The sequence below is a fragment of the Bradyrhizobium sacchari genome, assembly GCF_002068095.1.
Lineage (GTDB): Bacteria > Pseudomonadota > Alphaproteobacteria > Rhizobiales > Xanthobacteraceae > Bradyrhizobium > Bradyrhizobium sacchari.
Window position 1 is genome coordinate 64,480 of sequence record NZ_LWIG01000063.1, and the last position, 19,221, is coordinate 83,700.

At 64.1% G+C, this 19,221-nt stretch carries 15 protein-coding genes; 4 read left to right on the forward strand and 11 right to left on the reverse strand.

The annotated features are described in order from the left end of the window. Positions 1 to 457: GGDEF domain-containing protein (locus A5906_RS45755; protein WP_245327124.1), on the forward strand; the 457-nt coding region annotated here is incomplete at its 5' end. 13 nt (positions 458 to 470) lie between these two features. Here A5906_RS45755 and A5906_RS37710 read toward each other — a convergent pair. Beyond that, the gene (locus A5906_RS37710; RefSeq protein WP_080140175.1) at positions 471 to 1,091 is read right to left on the reverse strand and encodes a TetR/AcrR family transcriptional regulator; all 621 of its coding nucleotides are present in this window, start codon (positions 1,089 to 1,091) and stop codon (positions 471 to 473) included. A gap of 669 nt (positions 1,092 to 1,760) precedes the next feature. Here A5906_RS37710 and A5906_RS37720 point away from each other — a divergent pair. After that, entirely contained in the window at positions 1,761 to 5,165 is a 3,405-nt protein-coding gene (locus tag A5906_RS37720; protein WP_080140177.1) for an acyl-[ACP]--phospholipid O-acyltransferase, read from the forward strand. Positions 5,166 to 5,169: 4 nt separating this feature from the next. Beyond that, complete coding sequence (locus A5906_RS37725; protein WP_080140178.1) at positions 5,170 to 5,844, forward strand: alpha/beta fold hydrolase; 675 nt, start codon at positions 5,170 to 5,172, stop codon at positions 5,842 to 5,844. Here the strand turns inward: A5906_RS37725 and tcuB are convergent, their stop codons facing one another. The 3 genes from tcuB to tcuA are packed head-to-tail and all read right to left on the reverse strand — an operon-like array spanning position 5,845 to position 9,402. Continuing rightward, complete coding sequence (gene tcuB, locus A5906_RS37730; RefSeq protein WP_080140179.1) at positions 5,845 to 6,945, reverse strand: tricarballylate utilization 4Fe-4S protein TcuB; 1,101 nt, start codon at positions 6,943 to 6,945, stop codon at positions 5,845 to 5,847. 4 nt (positions 6,946 to 6,949) lie between these two features. Continuing rightward, positions 6,950 to 7,978 (reverse strand): alpha/beta hydrolase, encoded by a 1,029-nt coding sequence (locus tag A5906_RS37735; RefSeq protein ID WP_080140180.1) that lies wholly within the window; start codon positions 7,976 to 7,978, stop codon positions 6,950 to 6,952. A 32-nt stretch (positions 7,979 to 8,010) separates the two neighbouring features. Then, positions 8,011 to 9,402 (reverse strand): FAD-dependent tricarballylate dehydrogenase TcuA, encoded by a 1,392-nt coding sequence (gene tcuA / locus A5906_RS37740; protein WP_080140181.1) that lies wholly within the window; start codon positions 9,400 to 9,402, stop codon positions 8,011 to 8,013. A gap of 154 nt (positions 9,403 to 9,556) precedes the next feature. On the opposite strand from tcuA, the gene A5906_RS37745 reads away from it, so the two are divergent. Beyond that, on the forward strand, positions 9,557 to 10,252 hold the full coding sequence (locus A5906_RS37745) for a GntR family transcriptional regulator (protein WP_080140182.1): 696 nt from the start codon (positions 9,557 to 9,559) through the stop codon (positions 10,250 to 10,252). A 189-nt stretch (positions 10,253 to 10,441) separates the two neighbouring features. Here the strand turns inward: A5906_RS37745 and A5906_RS37750 are convergent, their stop codons facing one another. From A5906_RS37750 to A5906_RS37780, 7 genes are all read right to left on the reverse strand, one after another. Further along, on the reverse strand, positions 10,442 to 11,359 hold the full coding sequence (locus A5906_RS37750) for an NADP-dependent oxidoreductase (RefSeq protein WP_080140183.1): 918 nt from the start codon (positions 11,357 to 11,359) through the stop codon (positions 10,442 to 10,444). 50 nt (positions 11,360 to 11,409) lie between these two features. After that, positions 11,410 to 11,955: a carboxymuconolactone decarboxylase family protein gene (locus A5906_RS37755; protein ID WP_080140184.1), complete on the reverse strand. Its 546-nt coding sequence runs from the start codon at positions 11,953 to 11,955 to the stop codon at positions 11,410 to 11,412. Between the two features lie 34 nt (positions 11,956 to 11,989). Next, on the reverse strand, positions 11,990 to 12,670 hold the full coding sequence (locus A5906_RS37760) for a nitroreductase family protein (RefSeq protein ID WP_080140185.1): 681 nt from the start codon (positions 12,668 to 12,670) through the stop codon (positions 11,990 to 11,992). A gap of 121 nt (positions 12,671 to 12,791) precedes the next feature. Further along, positions 12,792 to 13,748, reverse strand: a complete 957-nt coding sequence (locus tag A5906_RS37765) for an AraC family transcriptional regulator (RefSeq protein ID WP_080140186.1) — start codon at positions 13,746 to 13,748, stop codon at positions 12,792 to 12,794. A 271-nt stretch (positions 13,749 to 14,019) separates the two neighbouring features. Then, complete coding sequence (gene ybaK / locus A5906_RS37770) at positions 14,020 to 14,493, reverse strand: Cys-tRNA(Pro) deacylase (protein ID WP_080140187.1); 474 nt, start codon at positions 14,491 to 14,493, stop codon at positions 14,020 to 14,022. Positions 14,494 to 14,604: 111 nt separating this feature from the next. After that, entirely contained in the window at positions 14,605 to 17,373 is a 2,769-nt protein-coding gene (gene fdhF / locus A5906_RS37775; RefSeq protein WP_080140188.1) for a formate dehydrogenase subunit alpha, read from the reverse strand. Next, complete coding sequence (locus tag A5906_RS37780) at positions 17,370 to 19,073, reverse strand: NADH-ubiquinone oxidoreductase-F iron-sulfur binding region domain-containing protein (RefSeq protein ID WP_080140189.1); 1,704 nt, start codon at positions 19,071 to 19,073, stop codon at positions 17,370 to 17,372. Before A5906_RS37780 ends, fdhF begins: the two co-directional genes overlap by 4 nt. Positions 19,074 to 19,221: the final 148 nt, after the last annotated feature.

The following is a 19,221-nucleotide window of genomic DNA, read 5'->3' on the forward strand; positions in this document are numbered from 1 at the left end:
GGGTCCGCTTGGGCTGATCCTGCTCGACCTCGACGAGTTCAAGAACGTCAACGACAGCTGCGGTCATCTCGCGGGCGACCGCCTGCTCTGCCAGGTCTCGCGGCTGCTGCAGCAGGACCGGCGGACGCACGATCTGGTGGCCCGACTCGGCGGCGACGAGTTCGGCCTGATCCTGCCGCAGTGCTCGCCGTCGAACACCGTCGATATCGCCGAACGGCTGCGACGATCGCTCGAGCAGTTCAGCTTCGCCTGGGATGATCGCTGCTTTGCGGTGACCGCCAGCGTCGGCGTCACCTGCATCGCCGACCGCGACACCACGCTGGAGGACGCGATGCGCCGCGCGGATGCCGCCTGCTATCGCGCCAAGGAAAGGGGGCGCAATCGGGTTCAGGTCGATAACGTGCGGCCCGATGCCGTTCTCGTCGCGACACGGCCGCGCGAAGCCGCGCGCGCGTGACGCGGCATGCCCCTTATCTCTGTGGCTGAATTCCGAGACCGGCAAGATGCGTGTCGATAAACTGCTCGACCTGCTGGCGCAGCATCTGCGGCGGCACGGCGACCATGCGCTCCTCGAGGCCGAGCGAGATGATGCCGTGCACCGCGGAGAACAGGGTGCGCGACAGCAGCGCGATCTTCACGTCTTCTGCATCCGGTAACACCCGCACCAAAGGCGGATGCATCAGCGCGAAGGCGTCCATCACCATTTGAAGGATGTCGTCCGGATAGGGCCGGTCGTCCTCCATCCGGTGCTCGAACAGCGAGCGCAGCAGATTGGCGTGCTCCGCAAAGAATTCGAGATAGGTCTCGGCAAGCCCGTAGAGCTGGCGAACGGGATCCTCTGCCGGAACCCCACGCAGGCGCGCCGTCAGCGCCTGAACGGTCTCCCGGTTGACGGTCAGGATCACCCCATCGAAATCGCCAAACTCATTATAGACGCTGCCGACCGAGCACCCCGCGGCCTCCGCGACGTCCCGAACCTTGAGTGATCTCAAACCCTTAGTGGCAATGATGCCCCGGGCGATCTCCAGGATCTGGACCCGCCGCCGATTTTTTTTCTGATCCCGCGGCGATTCCTCTTGAACATTGTTCATTTTCGAGCTACCAATGTGAACATTGTTCAATTTAACCCGGAGACCTGCAAAATGCAAACGCTCGCTGTTGATATCGCCGCCACCTTCGTCGATGACGCCGCAACCCTCGTGACCGGCCTTGGCCGGGCTGCCCTCAAATTCGCGATGGCTCCGATCGATCGCATCGCCAATGCCTGCGACATTGCCGGCGTGCTCGCCGAGCGCCGCGCGACCTTCCGGATGTGGCGGGCCAACCGCGGCCGCATCCGCCGCGAAGGCCGCTGGTTCAGCCTGCTTGGCCGCTTCTCGCCCTTTCGCCACCTCGCCCATCTCACCTGAGACGCGCCGCGAAGCGGTTCGAATGCAAGGAAAGGCCGCAATGAAGGGCTTACCATTCGTCGACATTCGCAGCCGATGTCGCGAGCCTTACCAAATGCGGTTCAGTTTTTGCTCACGGCCCCTCGCATATCCGGGTCAGCGCGGCCCTTCCGCCCTAAGACGCGGCCGCGCCAGGAAATTTGCGAACCTAACGAGACCATTTGGAGACCAACAGGATCGGAGGGACCAGGGGGACAGAGCAGGCCGACGACACCAGTCACTCTGCAATCGTTCGTCCCGTGCCCTTCCGGTCGTGACGCTTTCATCGCCACCGAAACAACCTCAGGCTGCCTTTCCAAAACAGGATTAGTCATGATCAGGGAATTGATGTCGTCACGCCGCTTTGCGCCGCTGTTCTGGGCGCAATTCTTTTCGGCACTCAATGACAACGTGCTCAAGAACGCACTCGTCATCATCCTGCTTTACAGTGCCGCGACCGGTCACGGCGATGCGCTGGTGACCGTGGCAGGCGCCGTGTTCATCTTCCCCTATTTCATCCTGTCCGGGCTCGGCGGCCAGCTCGCCGACAAATACGTCAAATCCGTCGTCGCGCGGCGGCTCAAATTCGCCGAGATTTTTGCTGCGGCCTTTGCCGCCGCCGGCTTCTTCCTGCATTCGGTGCCGCTGTTGTTCGCAGCGCTCGCGCTGTTCGGCACCATCGCCGCCCTGTTCGGTCCCGTGAAATATGCGATGCTGCCGGACCAGCTCGAGCTCGGAGAGCTCGCGACCGGCAACGCGCTGGTCGAAGGCGCGACCTTCATGGCCATCCTGCTCGGCACCGTCGCGGGCGGCCAGTTCGTGGCCGGCTCCGCGCATATGGGCTGGGTCGCATCCGCCGTGGTCGTGCTGGCCCTGCTGTCCTGGGCTTTCGCCTCTCGCATTCCGCAGACAACGCCCTCCGCGCCCGACCTGCCCGTCGACTCCAATCCCTGGACCTCGACGCTCAGCCTGTTGAAGACGCTCTACGCCGACCACCGGCTGTGGGACGGCACCGTGATCGTCTCTTGGTTCTGGCTGGTCGGCGCCATCGTGCTGTCGCTGCTGCCGGCGCTGATCAAGGAGGTGGTCGGCGGTACCGAGGGCGTGGTGACGCTGTGCCTTGCGATCTTCGCGATCGGCATCGCCATCGGATCGCTATTTGCCGCAAGCCTCAGTCACGTTCGCCCCAACCTCGCGCTGGTGCCGATCGGCGCCATCATCATGGGCTTTGCCGGCCTCGATCTCGCCTTCGCCATCGGCGTGACCACCAAGGGTCAGGACATCACCGCGGCCGGTTTCGCGACCTCGTTCGCCGGCCTGCGCATGCTGGCCGACTTCGTCGCCTTCGCCTTCGGCGGCGGCTTGTTCGTCGTCCCGTCCTTCGCCGCGGTCCAGGCCTGGTCGGAACCTTCCGAGCGCGCCCGCATCATCGCCGCCGGCAACGTGTTGCAGGCTGCCTTCATGGTGATCGGCTCGCTGTTTGTCGCGCTGCTGCAGGCGGCAGGCCTCCATGTCGGCTGGATCTTCTTCGGCCTCGGCGTCGCCAGCTTCGGCGCGGTGTGGTTCGTCCTCACCAAGTGGGGCAAGGAAGGCGTGCGCGATGCCGGCGGACTGCTGTTCCGCGCCCTCTTCCGCACCGAGGTGCGTGGCCTCGAGAACCTGCCGCCTCCGGGTACGCGCATGCTGATCGCGCCGAACCATGTCAGCCTGATCGACGGCCCGCTGCTGCACGCCGTGCTGCCGATCGACGCCAGCTTCGCGGTCGATACCGGTATCGCCAAGGCGTGGTGGGCCAAGCCGTTCCTGCGCGTCGTCAAGCACTACACCATGGACCCGACCAAGCCGCTGGCCGCGCGTGACCTGATCAAGCTCGTGGCCGCGGGCGAGCCCGTCGTGATCTTTCCGGAAGGACGCATCACTGTCTCCGGCTCGCTGATGAAGGTCTATGACGGCACCGCGATGATCGCGGACAAGGCCGACGCCGTGGTCGTGCCGGTTCGCATCGAAGGCGCGCAGCGCTCGCATCTCAGCTATCTCAACTCCAGCCAGATCAAGCGCTCGTGGTTTCCGCGGGTGACGGTCACGATCCTGCCGCCGGTCAAGCTGCCCGTCGATGAAGCGCTCAAGGGCAAGGCGCGCCGCAATGCTGCGGGCGCCGCGCTCCAGGACGTGATGATCGATGCGATGGTCAAGAACGCCATGCTCGATCACTCGCTGTTCGAAGCGCTTGGGCACGCCTATCGCGACCGCGACACCGGCAAGGTCATCATCGAGGACGCGCTCGGCACCAAGCTGACCTATCGCAAGCTGATCCTCGGCGCGCAGGTGCTGAGCCGGAAGCTCGAAGACGGCACCTCAGTCGGCGAGAATGTCGGCGTGCTGCTGCCGAATTCCGCGGGCGTCGCCGTCGTCTTCATGGCCCTGCAGAACATCGGCCGCGTGCCGGCGATGCTCAACTTCTCGGCAGGTCCAGTCAACGTCCTCGCCGCGATGAAAGCCGCGCAGGTCAAGACCGTGCTGACGTCAAAAGCCTTCATCGAGAAGGGCAAGCTCGACAAGCTGATGGCTGCGATCTCCGCGGAAGCCCGCATCGTCTATCTCGAGGACGTCCGCGCTTCGATCGGCCTCGCCGACAAGATCAGGGGCCTGCTCGCCGGCACCAAGCCCCGCATATCCCGCCAGGCGAACGATCCGGCCGTCGTGCTGTTCACCTCGGGCTCGGAAGGCACGCCGAAGGGCGTGGTGCTGTCCCACCGCAACATCCTCGCCAACGCGGCGCAGGCGCTGGCGCGGGTCGACGCCAACGCCAATGACAAGGTGTTCAACGTGCTGCCGGTGTTCCACTCCTTCGGGCTGACCGGCGGGATGATGATGCCGATGCTCGCGGGCATTCCGATCTACATGTACCCCTCGCCGCTGCACTACCGGATCGTGCCGGAGCTGATCTACCAGACCGGCGCCACCATCCTCTTCGGCACCGACACGTTCCTCACCGGCTATGCACGCTCTGCGCATGCCTACGACTTCCGCACCCTGCGTCTCGTGATCGCCGGCGCCGAGGCGGTCAAGGATCGCACGCGGCAGGTGTTCATGGAGCGCTACGGCATCCGCATCCTCGAAGGCTACGGCGTCACCGAGACGGCGCCGGTGCTGGCGATGAACACACCAATGGCCAACCGCCCCGGCACCGTCGGCCGCCTGTCGCCGCTGATGGAAAGCCGCCTCGATCCGGTCCCCGGCATCGAGGAAGGCGGACGCCTCTCGGTGCGCGGGCCGAACGTCATGCTCGGCTACTTGCGCGCCGAGAATCCCGGCGTGCTGGAAAAGCTGCCCGAGGGCTGGCACGATACCGGCGACATCGTGGCGATCGACTCCGCGGGCTTCATCACCATCAAGGGCCGCGCCAAGCGCTTTGCCAAGATCGCGGGCGAAATGGTCTCGCTGTCGGCGGTCGAAGCCATCGCGACGGCACTGTGGCCGCAGGCCGGCTCGGTCGCGGTGTCGATCCCGGACCCGCGCAAGGGCGAGCGGATCGTGCTGCTGACGACGGAGAAGAACGCCGAGCGCAGCGCAATGCAGGCCCAGGCCAAGACGATCGGTGCCTCCGAGCTGACCGTTCCCGCAACAATCATGGTGGTCGACAAGGTGCCGCTGCTCGGCACCGGCAAGACCGACTATGTCACGGCAACGACAATGGCCCGCGAGCAGGCGTCCGCGCCGGAGCGCGAGGTCGCGTAACGAGATGCATGAGGCGCCTCAATCAGGCGACGCGCGATGCCCCGGAGTTGTTCTGCTTCACGGCATCGCGCGGACCTCGGCATCCCTGACCAAGCTGGAGCGGGCGCTCCAGGGAAACGGGTTCACGACGCTCAACATCGACTATCCCAGCCGCCGCAAGCCGATCGCGGCGATCGCGGACGACATTCATCCGGCGATCGCCCGTTTCGCCGAACGTGACGCTCCACTGCATTTCGTGGCGCATTCGATGGGCGGCCTGGTTGCGCGCGCTTATATCGCACGACATCGCCCGGTCCGGCTTGGCCGCGTCGTGATGCTGGGCACGCCGAACAGCGGCAGCGAGGTCGCCGATCTCCTGCAGGGATTTTTGCCATACCGCGCATTCTATGGGCCGGCCGGCCTCGAGCTCACCACCACGCCTGCGACCGCGCCGAATGTCCTTCCTGCCATCGACTATCCGGTCGGCGTGATTGCCGGAAATCGCTTCATCGATCCCGTCGCCGGCCTCTTGGTCCTGCCGAAACCGAATGACGGGCGCGTATCGGTGCAAAGTACGATGCTGGCCGGCATGACCGACCATGTCGTCGTGAAGGCGTCCCACACCGGGCTTCCGCGTCGCGCCGCCGCAATCGAACAGACGATCGCCTTCCTGCGCGACGGCCGCTTTCGATCGGCCTGATTAACTGGCCGTACGCCGCTCCTGCGCGTAACGCACCAGCGCGGCGAAACGATAGATCCCATGCACGAACTTGCCGTAGGGCATGGAGATGAACAATGCGAACACGGCGCCAAGATGCAGCGCGAGCAGCGGCCCCATCGCCGCAGTCTCGCGAAGGATCAACAGCAGCATGCCGGTAAATCCAGTCAGGAACAGCATGGCGATGAAGCTGACGTCCATGCCGTAACGGCTCTCGTCGAGCAATGCCGGATCGCGCCGCGTCTTGGCCGTGAACAGCCCGATTGGCCCGATGATCAGGCCGATGCCGCCCAGCGTGCCGAGCACGACGGGCAGGTCCCACCACGAATACGGCGCCTCGCGGCCCAGCAGATAGTGATAGAGCGTCGCGACCGAGGTCGCGGCAAAGCACAGCAGGAAGCCGTAAAAAGTCAGGTGGTGATACAGCTTGCGCTGGTCGGTCGGCCTGTCGTCCTCGTTGTAGCAGCCGACACCGCCGCCATGGAGATAGCGCAGCTCGCCCGCATCGCGGATCGCCTGGAAGATTGAACCACCGTCTGCGCGACCACCGATGGCTGGACCGATGTCGCGCCAGAACGCGCGCACGCTCATGGCGAGGGACAGAATGGCGTAGAGAAATGCGGCGCTGAACAATGCGGCCATCGCATTGTGCGGCATCAATTTGTAGAACGCACCCGGACCGGTGTGGACACCGAACAGCACGCTGCGATCGCTTAGAGCAACGAATCCGAGGATAAAGGCCGCCATACTGAGTGCGGCGACGATGCTGATGACGAGGCCGTTGCGCGCGAAGGCACCGGACAGCGCCTGCGGCCAGGCATAGGCCGCATAGGACTCGGCACGTGCAACCGCCAGCGTCTTGGGAACGTTGACGTTGAACTCGTGCGGCGGCGAGAACTGGCAATCGACGTAGCAGGCGCCACAGGAATGGCAGAGATTGGCAAGATAATTGAGGTCACCGTCGGAGAAGGCGCGCCGCATCTCCATCGCCGGAAATACCGCACACAATCCCTCGCAGTAGCGGCAGGAATTGCAGACCGTCATCAGACGGTCGGCCTCGTCGAGGATTCTGGTTCCGTGCATGGCTCTACTTCGTCAGGCCCTTTGCCTCGAGCCATTTCTGAATCAGGCCCGCGACTTCGAGGTTGTTCTTGTCCATCATCACCATATGCGAATTGCCCTTGATGCCGGCCTGCGGGAGATCGACGATGTCGACGCTGCCACCGGCCGCCCTGATGGCGTCCGCGAAGGCGACGCCGTTGGCGCGGATTTTGGGCCAGCGGACATCGCGCTCGATATAGTCGCCATAGATGATGAGGGTCGGAATGTTCTTCAGCACATTCGCCTTAGCGGGGTCGCCGATGCCTGCCGGCTCGATCGCGATCAGCGCCTTGACCTTGTCGGGCCTGGCTTGCGCCACCTTGAAGCCGAAGCTGCCGGCCTGGCTGTGGAACAGGATCACCGACGGGCCGACCCGATCGATCTCGGCGATATAGGCGGCGACGGTCGCATCATCGGTCGTGGTCCAGCGCGGCACGTTCTGCTTGATGAAGTTCTCGTAACCCTCGACCGGAAACTGGTTGCCCGGCAGCACCTTCCGCTTGGCGGGATCCGGATCGTAGGAGTTTGGCCCATCACCGATGCGGAAACGCTCGAACGGATTGGCCGTGGTGAGGAAGACCGGCTCGCTCTTGAAGATATCGGGGTATTGCGCCCAGCCAGCGCGTCCGCGCTCCACCGCGTCGGAATTGTAGACCGCCCATCCCTTGCGCAGGAAGTAGTTCAGCCAACCTTCGCGTCCGTCGGGCGTGGTCTCGTAGGTGACGCCGGTCAGTCCGCCACCATGCCACATCAGCAGCGGATAAGCCCCCTTCTCGTTTGCCGGCAGAAAATACTGCACATACATCTGCTCGACCTGATAGGTGCCGTTAGGATCGACCTTCGCCGGTACGCCGCCGGGCGTGAACACGACTTCCTTCACCGGCTTGCCGGAGATTTCGACAAGGCGCCCCCCGACATGGAACGACCCCATATCGCGCAGGGTGATTGGCTCGGCGGCGTGGGCGTGGCCGGCGATCAGCAACGCCGTGATCGAGGCAATGGCAATGCGCGACATGGTTCCTCCTCCCTTTGTCTTTCTTCTTGATCCTAGTTCTTGGCGTGGCGCGCCGCTTCCCGTCCTGCGATCCGGCCGAACACGCTGCCGATAGTCATGCCCATGCCGGCCGCATAGCCCCTGCCGAGCACATTGCCCGCCATGATCTCACCGGCCGCGAACATGTTGGCGGACGGCTTGCCGTCGGCCATCAGCATCCGCGCCTCCTTGTTCACACGCGTGCCGAGATAGGTGAAGGTGATACCCGGCCGCACCGGGTAGGCGAGATAAGGCGGCGTCTCGATCTTGCGCGCCCAGTGCGTCTTCGGTGGCGTGATGCCCTCGGTCACACAGTCATCCAGAACGGTGTGGTCGAAGGTGCCGGGGCGCACCGCGGCGTTGAAATCGGTGATGGTCTTATCCAGCGCCGCCGGATCAAGCTCGAGCTTGCCGGCCAGTTCGGCAATCGTCTGCCCGGCGATCGGCGGGAACAGCGTCGGCATGAAGCTCGTCACGACGGTGGAATCGAAGATGATGTAGGCGATCTGGTCGGGTTGCGCCGCGACCAGGCGGCCCCAGATCGCGTAGCGCTTGGGCCAGATGTCCTCGCCCTCGTCATAGAAGCGCTGGGCGTGCTTGTTGACGACGATGCCGAACACGACGGAGTCGTGGCGCGTGATGATGCCGCCGTCGAATTTCGGCGCACGGGCGTCGATCGCGACCGCATGACACTGGGTGGGATCGCCGACCTCCTGCACGCCCTTGTCCAGCAGCATCTTCAGGATCGAGCCACGATTATAAGGCGTGCCGCGGATCAGGAAATTGTCGGCGGCATCACCCCAATATTGCTTCAGCCATTCGATGTTGGCCTCGAACCCACCGGCGGCGGCGACCAGCGAGGCCGCGCGGATCTCGGTCTCGCCCTTGATCGGGCGCTTGAGGCGCGCGGCGAGGAACACGCCGTCGTCGATCGCGAGATCGGTGACCTCGGCGTCGTATTCGACATCGACGCCGAGCCGCTCGGCGGTGAGATACAGCGCGTTGAGCATCGCCCGGCCGCCGCCAAGGAAGAAGGAGTTGGTGCGGCCGAGGCTCAGCGTGCCGCCAAGCGAGGGCTGCCAGCGCACGCCCTGCTGCACGATCCAGTTCAGGATGTCCTTGGACTCCCGGATCATGTGACGGGCAAGTTCCTCGTCGGTCTGCCCGCCGGTGACGCGCAGCAGATCCTCCCAGAACTCCTCCTCGGTATAGGGGCCGGTCAGGATTTCGGTCGCGGCATCATGGGCGCAGCGCATGTTGCGCGTGTGGCGCGTGTTGCCGCCGCGGTAGAATTTTGGCGCGCCTTCGAGCACGAGGACGGAGGCACCGCCGCGCCGGGCGCTGATCGCCGCACACAGTGCCGCGTTGCCGCCGCCGACTACCAGCACGTCGTATTTGCCGCTCATGCCGTTTGTCCGACGAAGTTAGAGACATTCTGCCGCCGGCCTGCGCGGATCAATCGCGCCCACCATTGCGTACCGTTGTATACAAAGATATACAGAAGGCGTGCAAGCGGCATCTCTGCATGGGCAGGATGCGCTCGGCAGCCGATGAGGATGGATGGCCAGACGCCCGGCAAAGACAGGCGGATCAATCGGACGCGGCAGCGGCGTGGCGCTTGGCGAAGCCGTGTTCCGGTCGCTCTGCGAGGCGCTGCAGGCGGGCAATTACCGCGCCGGCGACCGCCTGCGCGAGGAGGAGGTCGCGCAGCGGCTGAACGTGAGCCGCACGCCGGTGCGGGAAGCGCTGGGCCGGCTCGCGGCGCGCGGTTTCGTCGAGCCCGCCGGCGGCCGCGGCCTGATCGTGCGCAACCTCGACATCTCGGAGGTGCTCGAGCTCTACGCCATGCGCGAGATCATGGAGGGTGCCGCCGCGCGCCTTGCCGCCGGGCATGCCTCCGCCCCCGAGATCGAGGCACTCCGGGATATCGAGCAGGCCTTTGTCGAGGCGTCAGCGACCGACGCCACCGAGATGGCAGGCGAAATGGCAAGGCTCAACCGCACCTTCCACGAGGCCATCTGCCGCGCCGCGCGCAACCGCTATCTCGACAACGCCTCCCGCGAATTGCAGGACTGGATCGCCCTGCTCGGGCCGACCACTTTCACGGTGACGGGCCGCCCCTCGACCAGCCACGGCGAGCATCAGGCCATCATCGACGCGATCGCCGCGCGCGACGGCGACAAGGCCGAACAGCTGGCGCGGGCCCATATCCGGGAAGCGCTGCGCTGCCGGCTGAAACTGTTGCAGAAGCAGTAGGACTTGCATCCGTAAACGTCAGCTTCGTGAGTTAGCTAAGCGGAAGTGGCCTGCATTTGGTCAGCATCGACCGCTTATGACCCCAAAGCAGACTGACGATCGCATTCTTCGCCTGGATGCGTGGCAAGACACGTCGCCACGATCCAGACGAGAAACCATAACTCGCTGGGGAGAGTTGAACCCCTCTTCTTAGGAGCGGATCTGAATGATCGGCTTGCCCTGGCGTCGCTGGGCCGAGTTGAAGGTGGCGACAACATTGTCGAGGGAGGATACCTTTCCGATGTTTGTCCGCAATCTTCCGTCCCGCACCCTCTGGACGATCTCGCTCAATTGACCACGGTCAGCCTCCACGACGAAGTCAATGGCCAAGCCGTCGATCGGCCGAGCCTCCGCTGGGCCGACGACACTCACCAGCGTACCTCCGGCTCTAACAAGGGCTGCAGACTGCTTCTGGATGTCGCCGCCGATGACGTCAAATGCGAGATCGACCCCGCCGACATCCTTGAGCCCATCGTGCTCCAGGTCGACGAATTCATTCGCACCGAAGTCGAGCGCTTTCTGCCGGTCGGCCGCGCGTCCGGTTCCGATGACATAGGCACCAGCCTCTCGTGCGAGTTGAACAACCATGGAACCGACCGCGCCCGCTGCACCATGCGCAAGCACGCTCTGGCCTGCCTGAAGACGGCCGTGCTGGAAGAGCCCTTGCCACGCAGTCAAGCCCGAGATGGGAAGGCTCGCGCCCACCTTGAAATCGACGTCACCCGGCAATGGCGACAGATTGCGCGCCTCGATGGCAATATATTCGGCAAGTGTGCCATCACGATACCAGTCGGCAAGGCCGAACACGCGCTGCCCCACCGACAGTCCCGCCGTGCCGTAGCCGAGCGCCGTAACGATGCCGGCGAATTCGTGCCCAGGGATCGTCGGAGTTCTGTTTTGCTCGCGACGATCTATCCACGTCGAGGGCCATTCCAATTCCGTCGGAACGAATCCCGATGCGTGAACCTCTACGACAACGTCGTTGATCGCTGGTTGAGGTTGGGGCCGTTCCACCAGCTTCATCCCGGGAAATCCGGCAGCCTGGTCCGTCACGATAATGGCTTTCATCTTCGACTCCTTTGGGTGTGGTGTCTTTTCAGATTCCGAACTTCCCGTGCTCAGATCGAGCCGGCCGGCGCCACCGCGGGGAAGTCCTTGTCGGGATGGAACACGTTGTTGAAGAAGTTCGTCAGCGAGTACATGGCCACGAGCGCGACGATCTCCATGATGTTCGCATCCGTGTAGCCCGCATCGCGGACGGCTTGCAGATCGGCGTCCGTAACGTGGCCACGGCTCTCGATGATCTTGCGTGCAAGCTGGACGGCGGCATCCCGCTTCGGGTCGCTTGCGTGACCCTTTCGGGCGAGAATGATGTCCTCCGCCGGCAGCTTGGCCATATGCTCGGCCGTGAAGCTGTGCACCGTCAGGCAGTAGTCGCAGCCGTTCACTTCGGAGACCGCAAGGCCGATACTGTCGCGCGTCTTGACATCGAGCGCCTTGCTCAAGGAGCTGAGCAGAGCGGCCCATGCGTTGAACGCGATCGGGCTCTGCGCGAAGGTCGCCATCATGTTTGGCGTGAACCCGACGTTCTTGGTGAACAGGTCGAGGGTCGGTTTCGAAGCAGCCGGAACGTGTTCCTGCTTCAGCGCAGCAGCTCTGGCCATGATACTCTCCTTGGATGATTGGCTTCGGGGTTGGTTATGCGAAATGCAGCACGTCGGCCACGGGTAGGCGCGGCTTCTGCGGCCAGTTGCCGGGCCGCTCCGGCCCGACGGTCAGCAGCATGACTGGGATTTCGTCATCGGCCAGGCTGAACTCTCTGTGCACGGCCTCTGCGTCGAAACCGATCATCGGTGTCGACCCCAGGCCTAGCGAGCGGGCCGCATAGATGATGGCTGCGGCGCCGAAGGTCGCGGAGCGCACGGCCTCGTCGCGTTGGCGCTGCGGATGATTGTCGTACAGGCCGCGCGCAGGCCCCTCCCATTCCGGCACCAGATGTGCCGACATGATTCCGGCTTCCACGACCGGCGCCAGGCGCTCAGGGACGGTGCTGGCATCAGCCAATTGGCCGATGATGATGAAGGTCACGGCTGCTTCGGTGATTGCGGGCTGATTCCAGGCGATCGGAAGCAGCCGCGCCTTCGCTTCGCTTGAGCGCACGGCGATGAAGCGCCAGTTCTGCAAATGGAAGGATGTCGGCGCTGAAGTACCGATCCGCACCAGATCGCGGATCTGATCATCGCTTAAGGTGGCGGTCGAGTCATAGTACTTTGCTGCACTGCGGCTCAGAATGGTTTGGATGACGGAGTTTGTCGGCAGCGGCCCCGCGAGCCAGCGGGAGGTTTCGCGGTGGGCAGCGGTTGGAGCGGTGTCGTGCATTGGGTGACTCCTCATCAAGTGATTACGGAGGCCGAACTTACTGATGGCATTGATCATTTCGAGCCTCTATTGGCTCAAAATGATGCTAGAAAGGATCATTATATCGGTCGGGGGTGCCCTGCTACTCGCCGTTATGCGCCAGTCGGCGCCATTCCCCTGGCGTCATCCCCATCCTTTGCGCGAACACGCGCCGGAATGCCGAAACGGATTGATAGCCGACCGTCTCAGCCACGGCTTCCGTGCTGATCGTCGGCTTCTTGAGCTCGTTGGCGGCCATGCTCATGCGAAGATCGGTCAACAGGTCGAGGGCAGAGCGGCCTAACTTGTCCTGAAACTGGCGCATGAATGTTGCGCGTGACATGCCGCATAGATCGGCCAAATCGGGAAGCTTCCAGGGCCGCGCCGGATCCGCGAACATCGCCGCAATGGCCGCTGCCAATCTCGGATTGCCGGCAAGAGCCAACAAGCCTTCGGTGGATTTGCCGGCTTCGCTCGCGGCGCGGAGAACCAGAGCGAACAAGACCGAAGAAAGCGCGTTGAGAATGGCTCGTCCTCCCGCTCTGTCGCCAGCGGACTCCATTCGCATCAGGCCGACCAGTCCGGAAAGTTGACCCGATGCCGACGCAATGTCCTCTTCTCCATGGCTTTTCGCAGCCCGCACGACCAGATTTGCCGGCAGGTAGTTGCGGAGTAATCGATCATGGGGTGGCACGACAAAAAACCGTCCGCACAGCAGATCGAGTTGCTCACCCGGTGCATCGTTCTCGCTCAACATCCATCCTGCGGAGCCCCTGCTTTGACGCGTGCTGATCGGCGTTTTGCCGCTGCCGTCGTGCAGCATGTGCGACGAACCGTGAGGAAGCAGCACGATATCCCCGCTCCCAAGCTCCTGCACCGTTTTCGAATCCGGGTCCTCGAAAATGGCGCGGCCCTTGACTATGACATGATAGGGGATCTCGTTCGCCGCCGCCTTGGGCCAGATGATACGCCATGGTGCGCCGTACGCGCAGCGGACCTCGAGCTGGCCGGTGACGGTGATGATTTGCAGGAGATGACTCAACCAATCGACTTGAGACATACGACCTCGAAAAGGTGAATCGCCGACGGAGCATATCAATTTAGCGACGCCTTCGGCGCAAGGCTTGGCCTTCCTCCTCATTGATCGTGGCGACGAAGGCCAGGATGCTCACTTGCTGATTGCCTCATATCGACGGTGAGCTCAGTCAGCATCAATACCCGCTTTGAATTGGGTGGCTCAGGACTCGCGCAGGGGGGCCCGGTGGCGGATTGCGAGTGATCTCATGGCCCATAGCCGAACTTGGCACGCTGCCCGCGGACCGTCAGCTTTGTCAGGCCAGTACGTCCGCGACGACCGCCTTCAGCACATCCCTGACGTCAGTAGGCTTCAGCCGCACCTGCAAGCCGCGCTGGCCGCCATTGAGATAGACGAGGTCATGCAAGAGCGCGCTCTGCTCGATCACGGTGCGCACGAGCTTGCGCTGCCCGAACGGGCTGATGCCGCCGACCTTGAAGCCGGTGACGCGCTCGGCCTCCGGCGGCTTCATCATCTGCGCCGACTTGCCGCTCGCCGCCGCCGCGAGCTTCTTCATCGAGACCTCCTGGTCTGACGGAACGACCACGCAGACCGGCTTGCCGTCCACCAGCGCCATCAGCGTCTTCAGCACACGCGCCGGGTTCTCACCAAGCGCAGCGGCGGCCTGCAGCCCGATGCTCTCGGCGTCGGGATCGTAGTCGTAGGTGTGGACGGTGAAGGCAACGCCGGCGGCCGTGAGCGCGCGAGTGGCTGGGGTGACTTTGGACATGGGTCACGTTTATCACCGTCATTGCGAGGAGCGAAGCGACGAAGCAATCCAGAATCCCGCCGGAGAGGCGGTCTGGATTGCTTCGCTTCGCTCGCAATGACGGCGGAGGCCCTACTCCGCGGCGTCCCGCATCTCCGCGCGCTCGGCCCTCGCCGCGCAGAACTTGAACTCCGGGATCTTGCCGAACGGATCGAGCGCGGGATTGGTGAGCAGGTTCGCCGCCGCCTCCGCGTAGCAGAACGGCATGAACACCATATTCTCCGGCACGTCGCGGTCGGAGCGGACCTTGACCTCGACGGCGCCCCGGCGGGTCTCCAGGCGGATGAAGTCGCCCGGCGCGAGCTTCTTCCTGCGCATGTCCTTCGGCGACATGAACGCGACCGCCTCCGGCTCGATCTGGTCGAGTACCTGCGCGCGGCGGGTCATGGACCCCGTGTGCCAGTGCTCCAGCACGCGGCCGGTCGACAGCACCATGGGGTATTCGGCGTCCGGCAACTCATCCGGCGGGATGACCTTGGCCGGCACGATCTTGCCGCGGCCGCTCGCGGTCGGGAAGCCCGTGGTGAAGATAATCTCGTTGCCGGGCTTGTTCGGATCGTCGACGGGATAGGTCACCGCGCCTTCGCGCACCAGCCGCTCCCAGGTGATGTTCTTCAGCGACGGCATCAGCTCTGCCATCTCGGTGAAGACGTCGCCGGGGCCGGCATAATTCCAGGGCAGGCCCATGCGCTTGCCGATCTCCTGGATGATCCAGAGATCCTGCCGCGCATCGCCTGGCGGCTTGATCACCTGGCGCGCGAGCTGCACGCGACGATCGGTGTTGGTGAAGGAGCCGTCCTTCTCCGCGAACGCCGAAGCCGGCAGGATGACGTCGGCGTGGAAGGCGGTCTCGGTGACGAAGAGATCCTGCACCACGAGATGATCGAGCATGGCGAGCGCGTGGCGCGCATGCTGCAGATCCGGGTCGGACATCGCGGGATTCTCACCCTCGATATACATGCCCTTGATCTCGCCGGCATGGATCGCGTTCATGATCTCGACCACGGTCAGGCCGCGCACGGGATCGAGATCCTGGCCCCACAGCTTCTCGAAAGCACCGCGCATGTCGTCGCGGCCGACCGGCTGATAGTCCGGCAGGAACATCGGGATGAGGCCGGCGTCGGAGGCCCCCTGCACGTTGTTCTGGCCGCGCAGCGGATGCAGGCCGGTGCCGGGGCGGCCGACCTGGCCGGTGATCAGCGCCAGCGCAATGAGGCAGCGCGCATTGTCGGTGCCGTGGACGTGCTGGCTGATGCCCATGCCCCAGAAAATGATCGACGACTTTGCCCGCGCATAGGTGCGTGCGACCTCGCGCAGCGTCTGCGCCGGGATGCCGCAGATCGCCTCCATCTTCTCCGGCGTGAATTCCTTGATCTTCTCCTTGAGGTCTTCGAAGCCCTCGGTGTAGCCGGCGATATACTGATCGTCGGTCAGGCCTTCGGTGATGATCGTGTTGATCATCGCGTTCAGCATCGCGACATCGGAGCCAGGCTTGAACTGCAGATGCTTGGTCGCGTGACGCGACAGCGACTGCCGGCGCGGATCCATCACGAACAGTTTCGCGCCGTTCTGCTTGACCGCGTTCTTGATGAAGGTCGCGGCGACCGGATGATTCACGGTCGGATTGGCGCCGATCACGATGATGACCTCGGCGTCCATTGCGGCGGAGAACGGCGCCGACACCGCACCGGAGCTGAGGCCTTCGAACAGCGCCGCCACCGACGAGGCGTGGCACAGACGCGTGCAGTGATCGACATTGTTGGAGCCGAAACCGGTACGCACCAGCTTCTGGAACAGATAGGCCTCTTCGTTCGAGCCCTTGGCGGAGCCAAAGCCGGCGAGCGCCTTCACGCCCTTCTCGTCGCGGATCTTGACGAGCCCCTTGGCGGCGATGTCGAGCGCCTCTTCCCAGCTCGCTTCACGGAAATGCGTGAACGGATTGGCGGGATCGACCTGGTCGTTGGCATCCTTCTTCGCATTCGGCAGCCGCACCAGCGGTTTGGTCAGGCGATGCGGATGGTGGATGTAGTCGAAGCCGAAGCGGCCCTTCACGCAAAGACGATTATGATTGGCCGGGCCGTCGCGGCCTTCCGCGTAGATCACCTTCTCGTCCTTGACCTCGTAGGTCACCTGGCAACCGACGCCGCAGAACGGACAGAGCGAATCCACTTTCTTGTCGGCGTAAGTCACGCGGGTCTGGTTGTCGTCCAGCATCACGGCCGGCATCAGCGCGCCGGTCGGACAGGCCTGCACGCATTCGCCGCAGGCGACACAGGTGGATTCGCCCATGGGATCGTCGAAGTCGAACACGATCTTGGCGCCGTGATTGCGGTAGGCCATCCCGATGACATCGTTGACCTGGACCTCGCGGCAGGCGCGCACGCAGAGGCCACACTGGATGCAGGCATCGAGATTGACGCGCATCGCCGGATGACTGGCGTCGGTCGCCCAGCGCTCGGCGGCGGGGAAACGGCTCTCGGTGACGCCCGTGGTCTCGGCCCAGTGCCAGAACTTGGAATCCGGATCGTGGCTGGTCTCGCGCGCCGGCTGGTCGGCGACGAGCAGCTCCATCACCATCTTTTGCGCAGCGGTCGCGCGGGCGCTTTCGGTCTTCACCTTCATGCCGACCGACGGGGTGCGCTTGCAGGACGCGGCTAGCACGCGCTCGCCCTCGATCTCGACCATGCAGGCGCGGCAATTGCCGTCGGGGCGATAGTCGGGCGCGGGCGAGTAGCAGAGATGCGGGATGTCGCGGCCCTGGCGTTTGGCGACTTGCCAGATCGTCTCGCCGGGTTTGGCTTCGACCTGCTTGCCGTCGAGCTCGAACGTAATCTTGGTCATTCGGCCGCTTCCTTGAACTCGTCAGGGAAATATTTGATCACGGAGGACAGCGGATTCGATGCCGCCTGACCGAGCCCGCAGATCGAGGCATCGCGCATCGCCTGGCTCAATTCTTCCAGCAATGCCCGGTTCCAGACCGGCTTCTGCATCAGCAGCGCCGCCTTCTGGGTTCCGACGCGGCACGGCGTACACTGGCCGCAGCTCTCGTCCTCGAAGAACTTCATCAGATTCAGCGCGGCTGCGCGCACGCTGTCCTTCTGCGACAGGATCACGATCGCGGCCGAGCCGATGAAGCAGCCGTATTTCTCCAGCGTGCCGAAATCGAGCGGGATGTCGTCCATCGACGCCGGCAGGATGCCGCCGGAGGCGCCGCCGGGCAGGTAGGCGTAGAACTGATGACCGTCGGCCATGCCGCCGCAATATTCGTCGATCAGCTCGCGCACGGTGATGCCCGCGGGCGCGAGCTTCATGCCGGGATTCTTGACGCGGCCCGAGACCGAGAAGCTGCGCAGGCCATGACGCTCGTGGCGGCCATGGCTCTTCCACCAGTCGGCGCCCTTCTCGACGATGTCGCGCACCCACCACAGCGTCTCGACGTTGTTGATGAGCGTCGGCAGTCCGAACAGGCCGACCTGGAACGGATAAGGCGGCTTGTGCCGGGGCAGGCCGCGCTTGCCCTCGATGCTTTCAAGCAGTGAGGACTCTTCGCCGCAGATGTAAGCTCCGGCACCGCGGCGCATGTGCAGCGTCGGACCGCCGTCGGGAAGCTTTGCGATCTCGCGCTCCAGGATCTCGCGCGAGGCCGGATATTCGTCGCGCAAATAGATGTAGACGTCGGAGGCCTGCACCACATGCGCGCCGATCAGCATGCCCTCGATGAAACGGTGCGGATCGCTCTCGAGATAGACGCGGTCCTTGAACGTGCCGGGCTCGCCCTCGTCGCCGTTGATCGCCATCAGCCGCGGGCCGGGCTCGCCAAGCACCGCGCGCCATTTGCGTCCCGTGGGGAAGCCGGCGCCGCCGAGGCCGCGCAGCGAAGCATCGTCGAGCGACTTCAGGAGATCGTCCTTCGACAGCTCGCCCGAGCGCAGGCGACCCAGCAGCTTGTAGCCGCCGCCGGCAACATACGCGTCGTAGTCGATATATTTGGGCAGATGCGCGTGGGTGTCGCCAGCCTTCGCCGCCGCCATCACATTGGCGATGGTCGCATGGTCGACGAAGTTGTGGCCGACTTCCGCAGCCGGCGCGGTATCGCAGCGACCGACACAGGGCGCGCGCACGACGCGGATGCCGGGACCCGATGCGCTCTGCAGATCCTCGAGCAGCTTCTCGCCGCCGAGCATGGCACAGGTCAGCGAATCGCAGACACGTATCGTCAGCGGCGGAATGTTGGGCTCGCCCTCCTTCACCACGTCGAAATGCGCATAGAAGGTCGCGGTCTCGAACACTTCGGCGAAGGCCAGCTTCATCTCGTCGGCGAGCGCGGCAAGGTGCGCGGCCGAAATCTGGTGATATTTGTCCTGGATCAGGTGCAGATATTCGATCAGGAGATCGCGCCGCCGCGGGCGGTCGCCGAGCAATTGCTCGATCTCATGCGCGGCGGTGGGATCGACCTGCCGCCCCTTGGGCGTGGCCTTGGCTCGCTTCCGTCCCTCGCCCGGATGTTCGAACGAGCGGACCTCATGCACGTCGTGGCTCATCGATGGTCTCGTAAACCTTCTTTAGAACGTGTCCAACACTAGCCTTTGGCATACCAGATGCCAAGAGAATTCATCCGTCCGGATAAGCATTTAAGGGGCATGCGGCCAAAGAGCCCCACGCCCCCTACGAACTGTTCCCGGGAACCCG

Excerpts from the sequence above, each read along its gene's own strand:
- A5906_RS37745 (WP_080140182.1), top strand. The coding sequence starts at position 9,557 with ATGGCCAGACGCCCGGCAAAGACAGGCGGATCAATCGGACGCGGCAGC.
- tcuA (WP_080140181.1), bottom strand. The coding sequence starts at position 9,402 with ATGAGCGGCAAATACGACGTGCTGGTAGTCGGCGGCGGCAACGCGGCA.
- A5906_RS37765 (WP_080140186.1), bottom strand. The coding sequence starts at position 13,748 with ATGTCTCAAGTCGATTGGTTGAGTCATCTCCTGCAAATCATCACCGTC.
- fdhF (WP_080140188.1), bottom strand. The coding sequence starts at position 17,373 with ATGACCAAGATTACGTTCGAGCTCGACGGCAAGCAGGTCGAAGCCAAA.
- A5906_RS37710 (WP_080140175.1), bottom strand. The coding sequence starts at position 1,091 with ATGAACAATGTTCAAGAGGAATCGCCGCGGGATCAGAAAAAAAATCGG.
- A5906_RS37720 (WP_080140177.1), top strand. The coding sequence starts at position 1,761 with ATGATCAGGGAATTGATGTCGTCACGCCGCTTTGCGCCGCTGTTCTGG.
- A5906_RS37760 (WP_080140185.1), bottom strand. The coding sequence starts at position 12,670 with ATGCACGACACCGCTCCAACCGCTGCCCACCGCGAAACCTCCCGCTGG.
- A5906_RS37750 (WP_080140183.1), bottom strand. The coding sequence starts at position 11,359 with ATGAAAGCCATTATCGTGACGGACCAGGCTGCCGGATTTCCCGGGATG.
- ybaK (WP_080140187.1), bottom strand. The coding sequence starts at position 14,493 with ATGTCCAAAGTCACCCCAGCCACTCGCGCGCTCACGGCCGCCGGCGTT.
- A5906_RS37755 (WP_080140184.1), bottom strand. The coding sequence starts at position 11,955 with ATGGCCAGAGCTGCTGCGCTGAAGCAGGAACACGTTCCGGCTGCTTCG.
- A5906_RS37725 (WP_080140178.1), top strand. The coding sequence starts at position 5,170 with ATGCATGAGGCGCCTCAATCAGGCGACGCGCGATGCCCCGGAGTTGTT.
- tcuB (WP_080140179.1), bottom strand. The coding sequence starts at position 6,945 with ATGCACGGAACCAGAATCCTCGACGAGGCCGACCGTCTGATGACGGTC.
- A5906_RS37735 (WP_080140180.1), bottom strand. The coding sequence starts at position 7,978 with ATGTCGCGCATTGCCATTGCCTCGATCACGGCGTTGCTGATCGCCGGC.
- A5906_RS37780 (WP_080140189.1), bottom strand. The coding sequence starts at position 19,073 with ATGAGCCACGACGTGCATGAGGTCCGCTCGTTCGAACATCCGGGCGAG.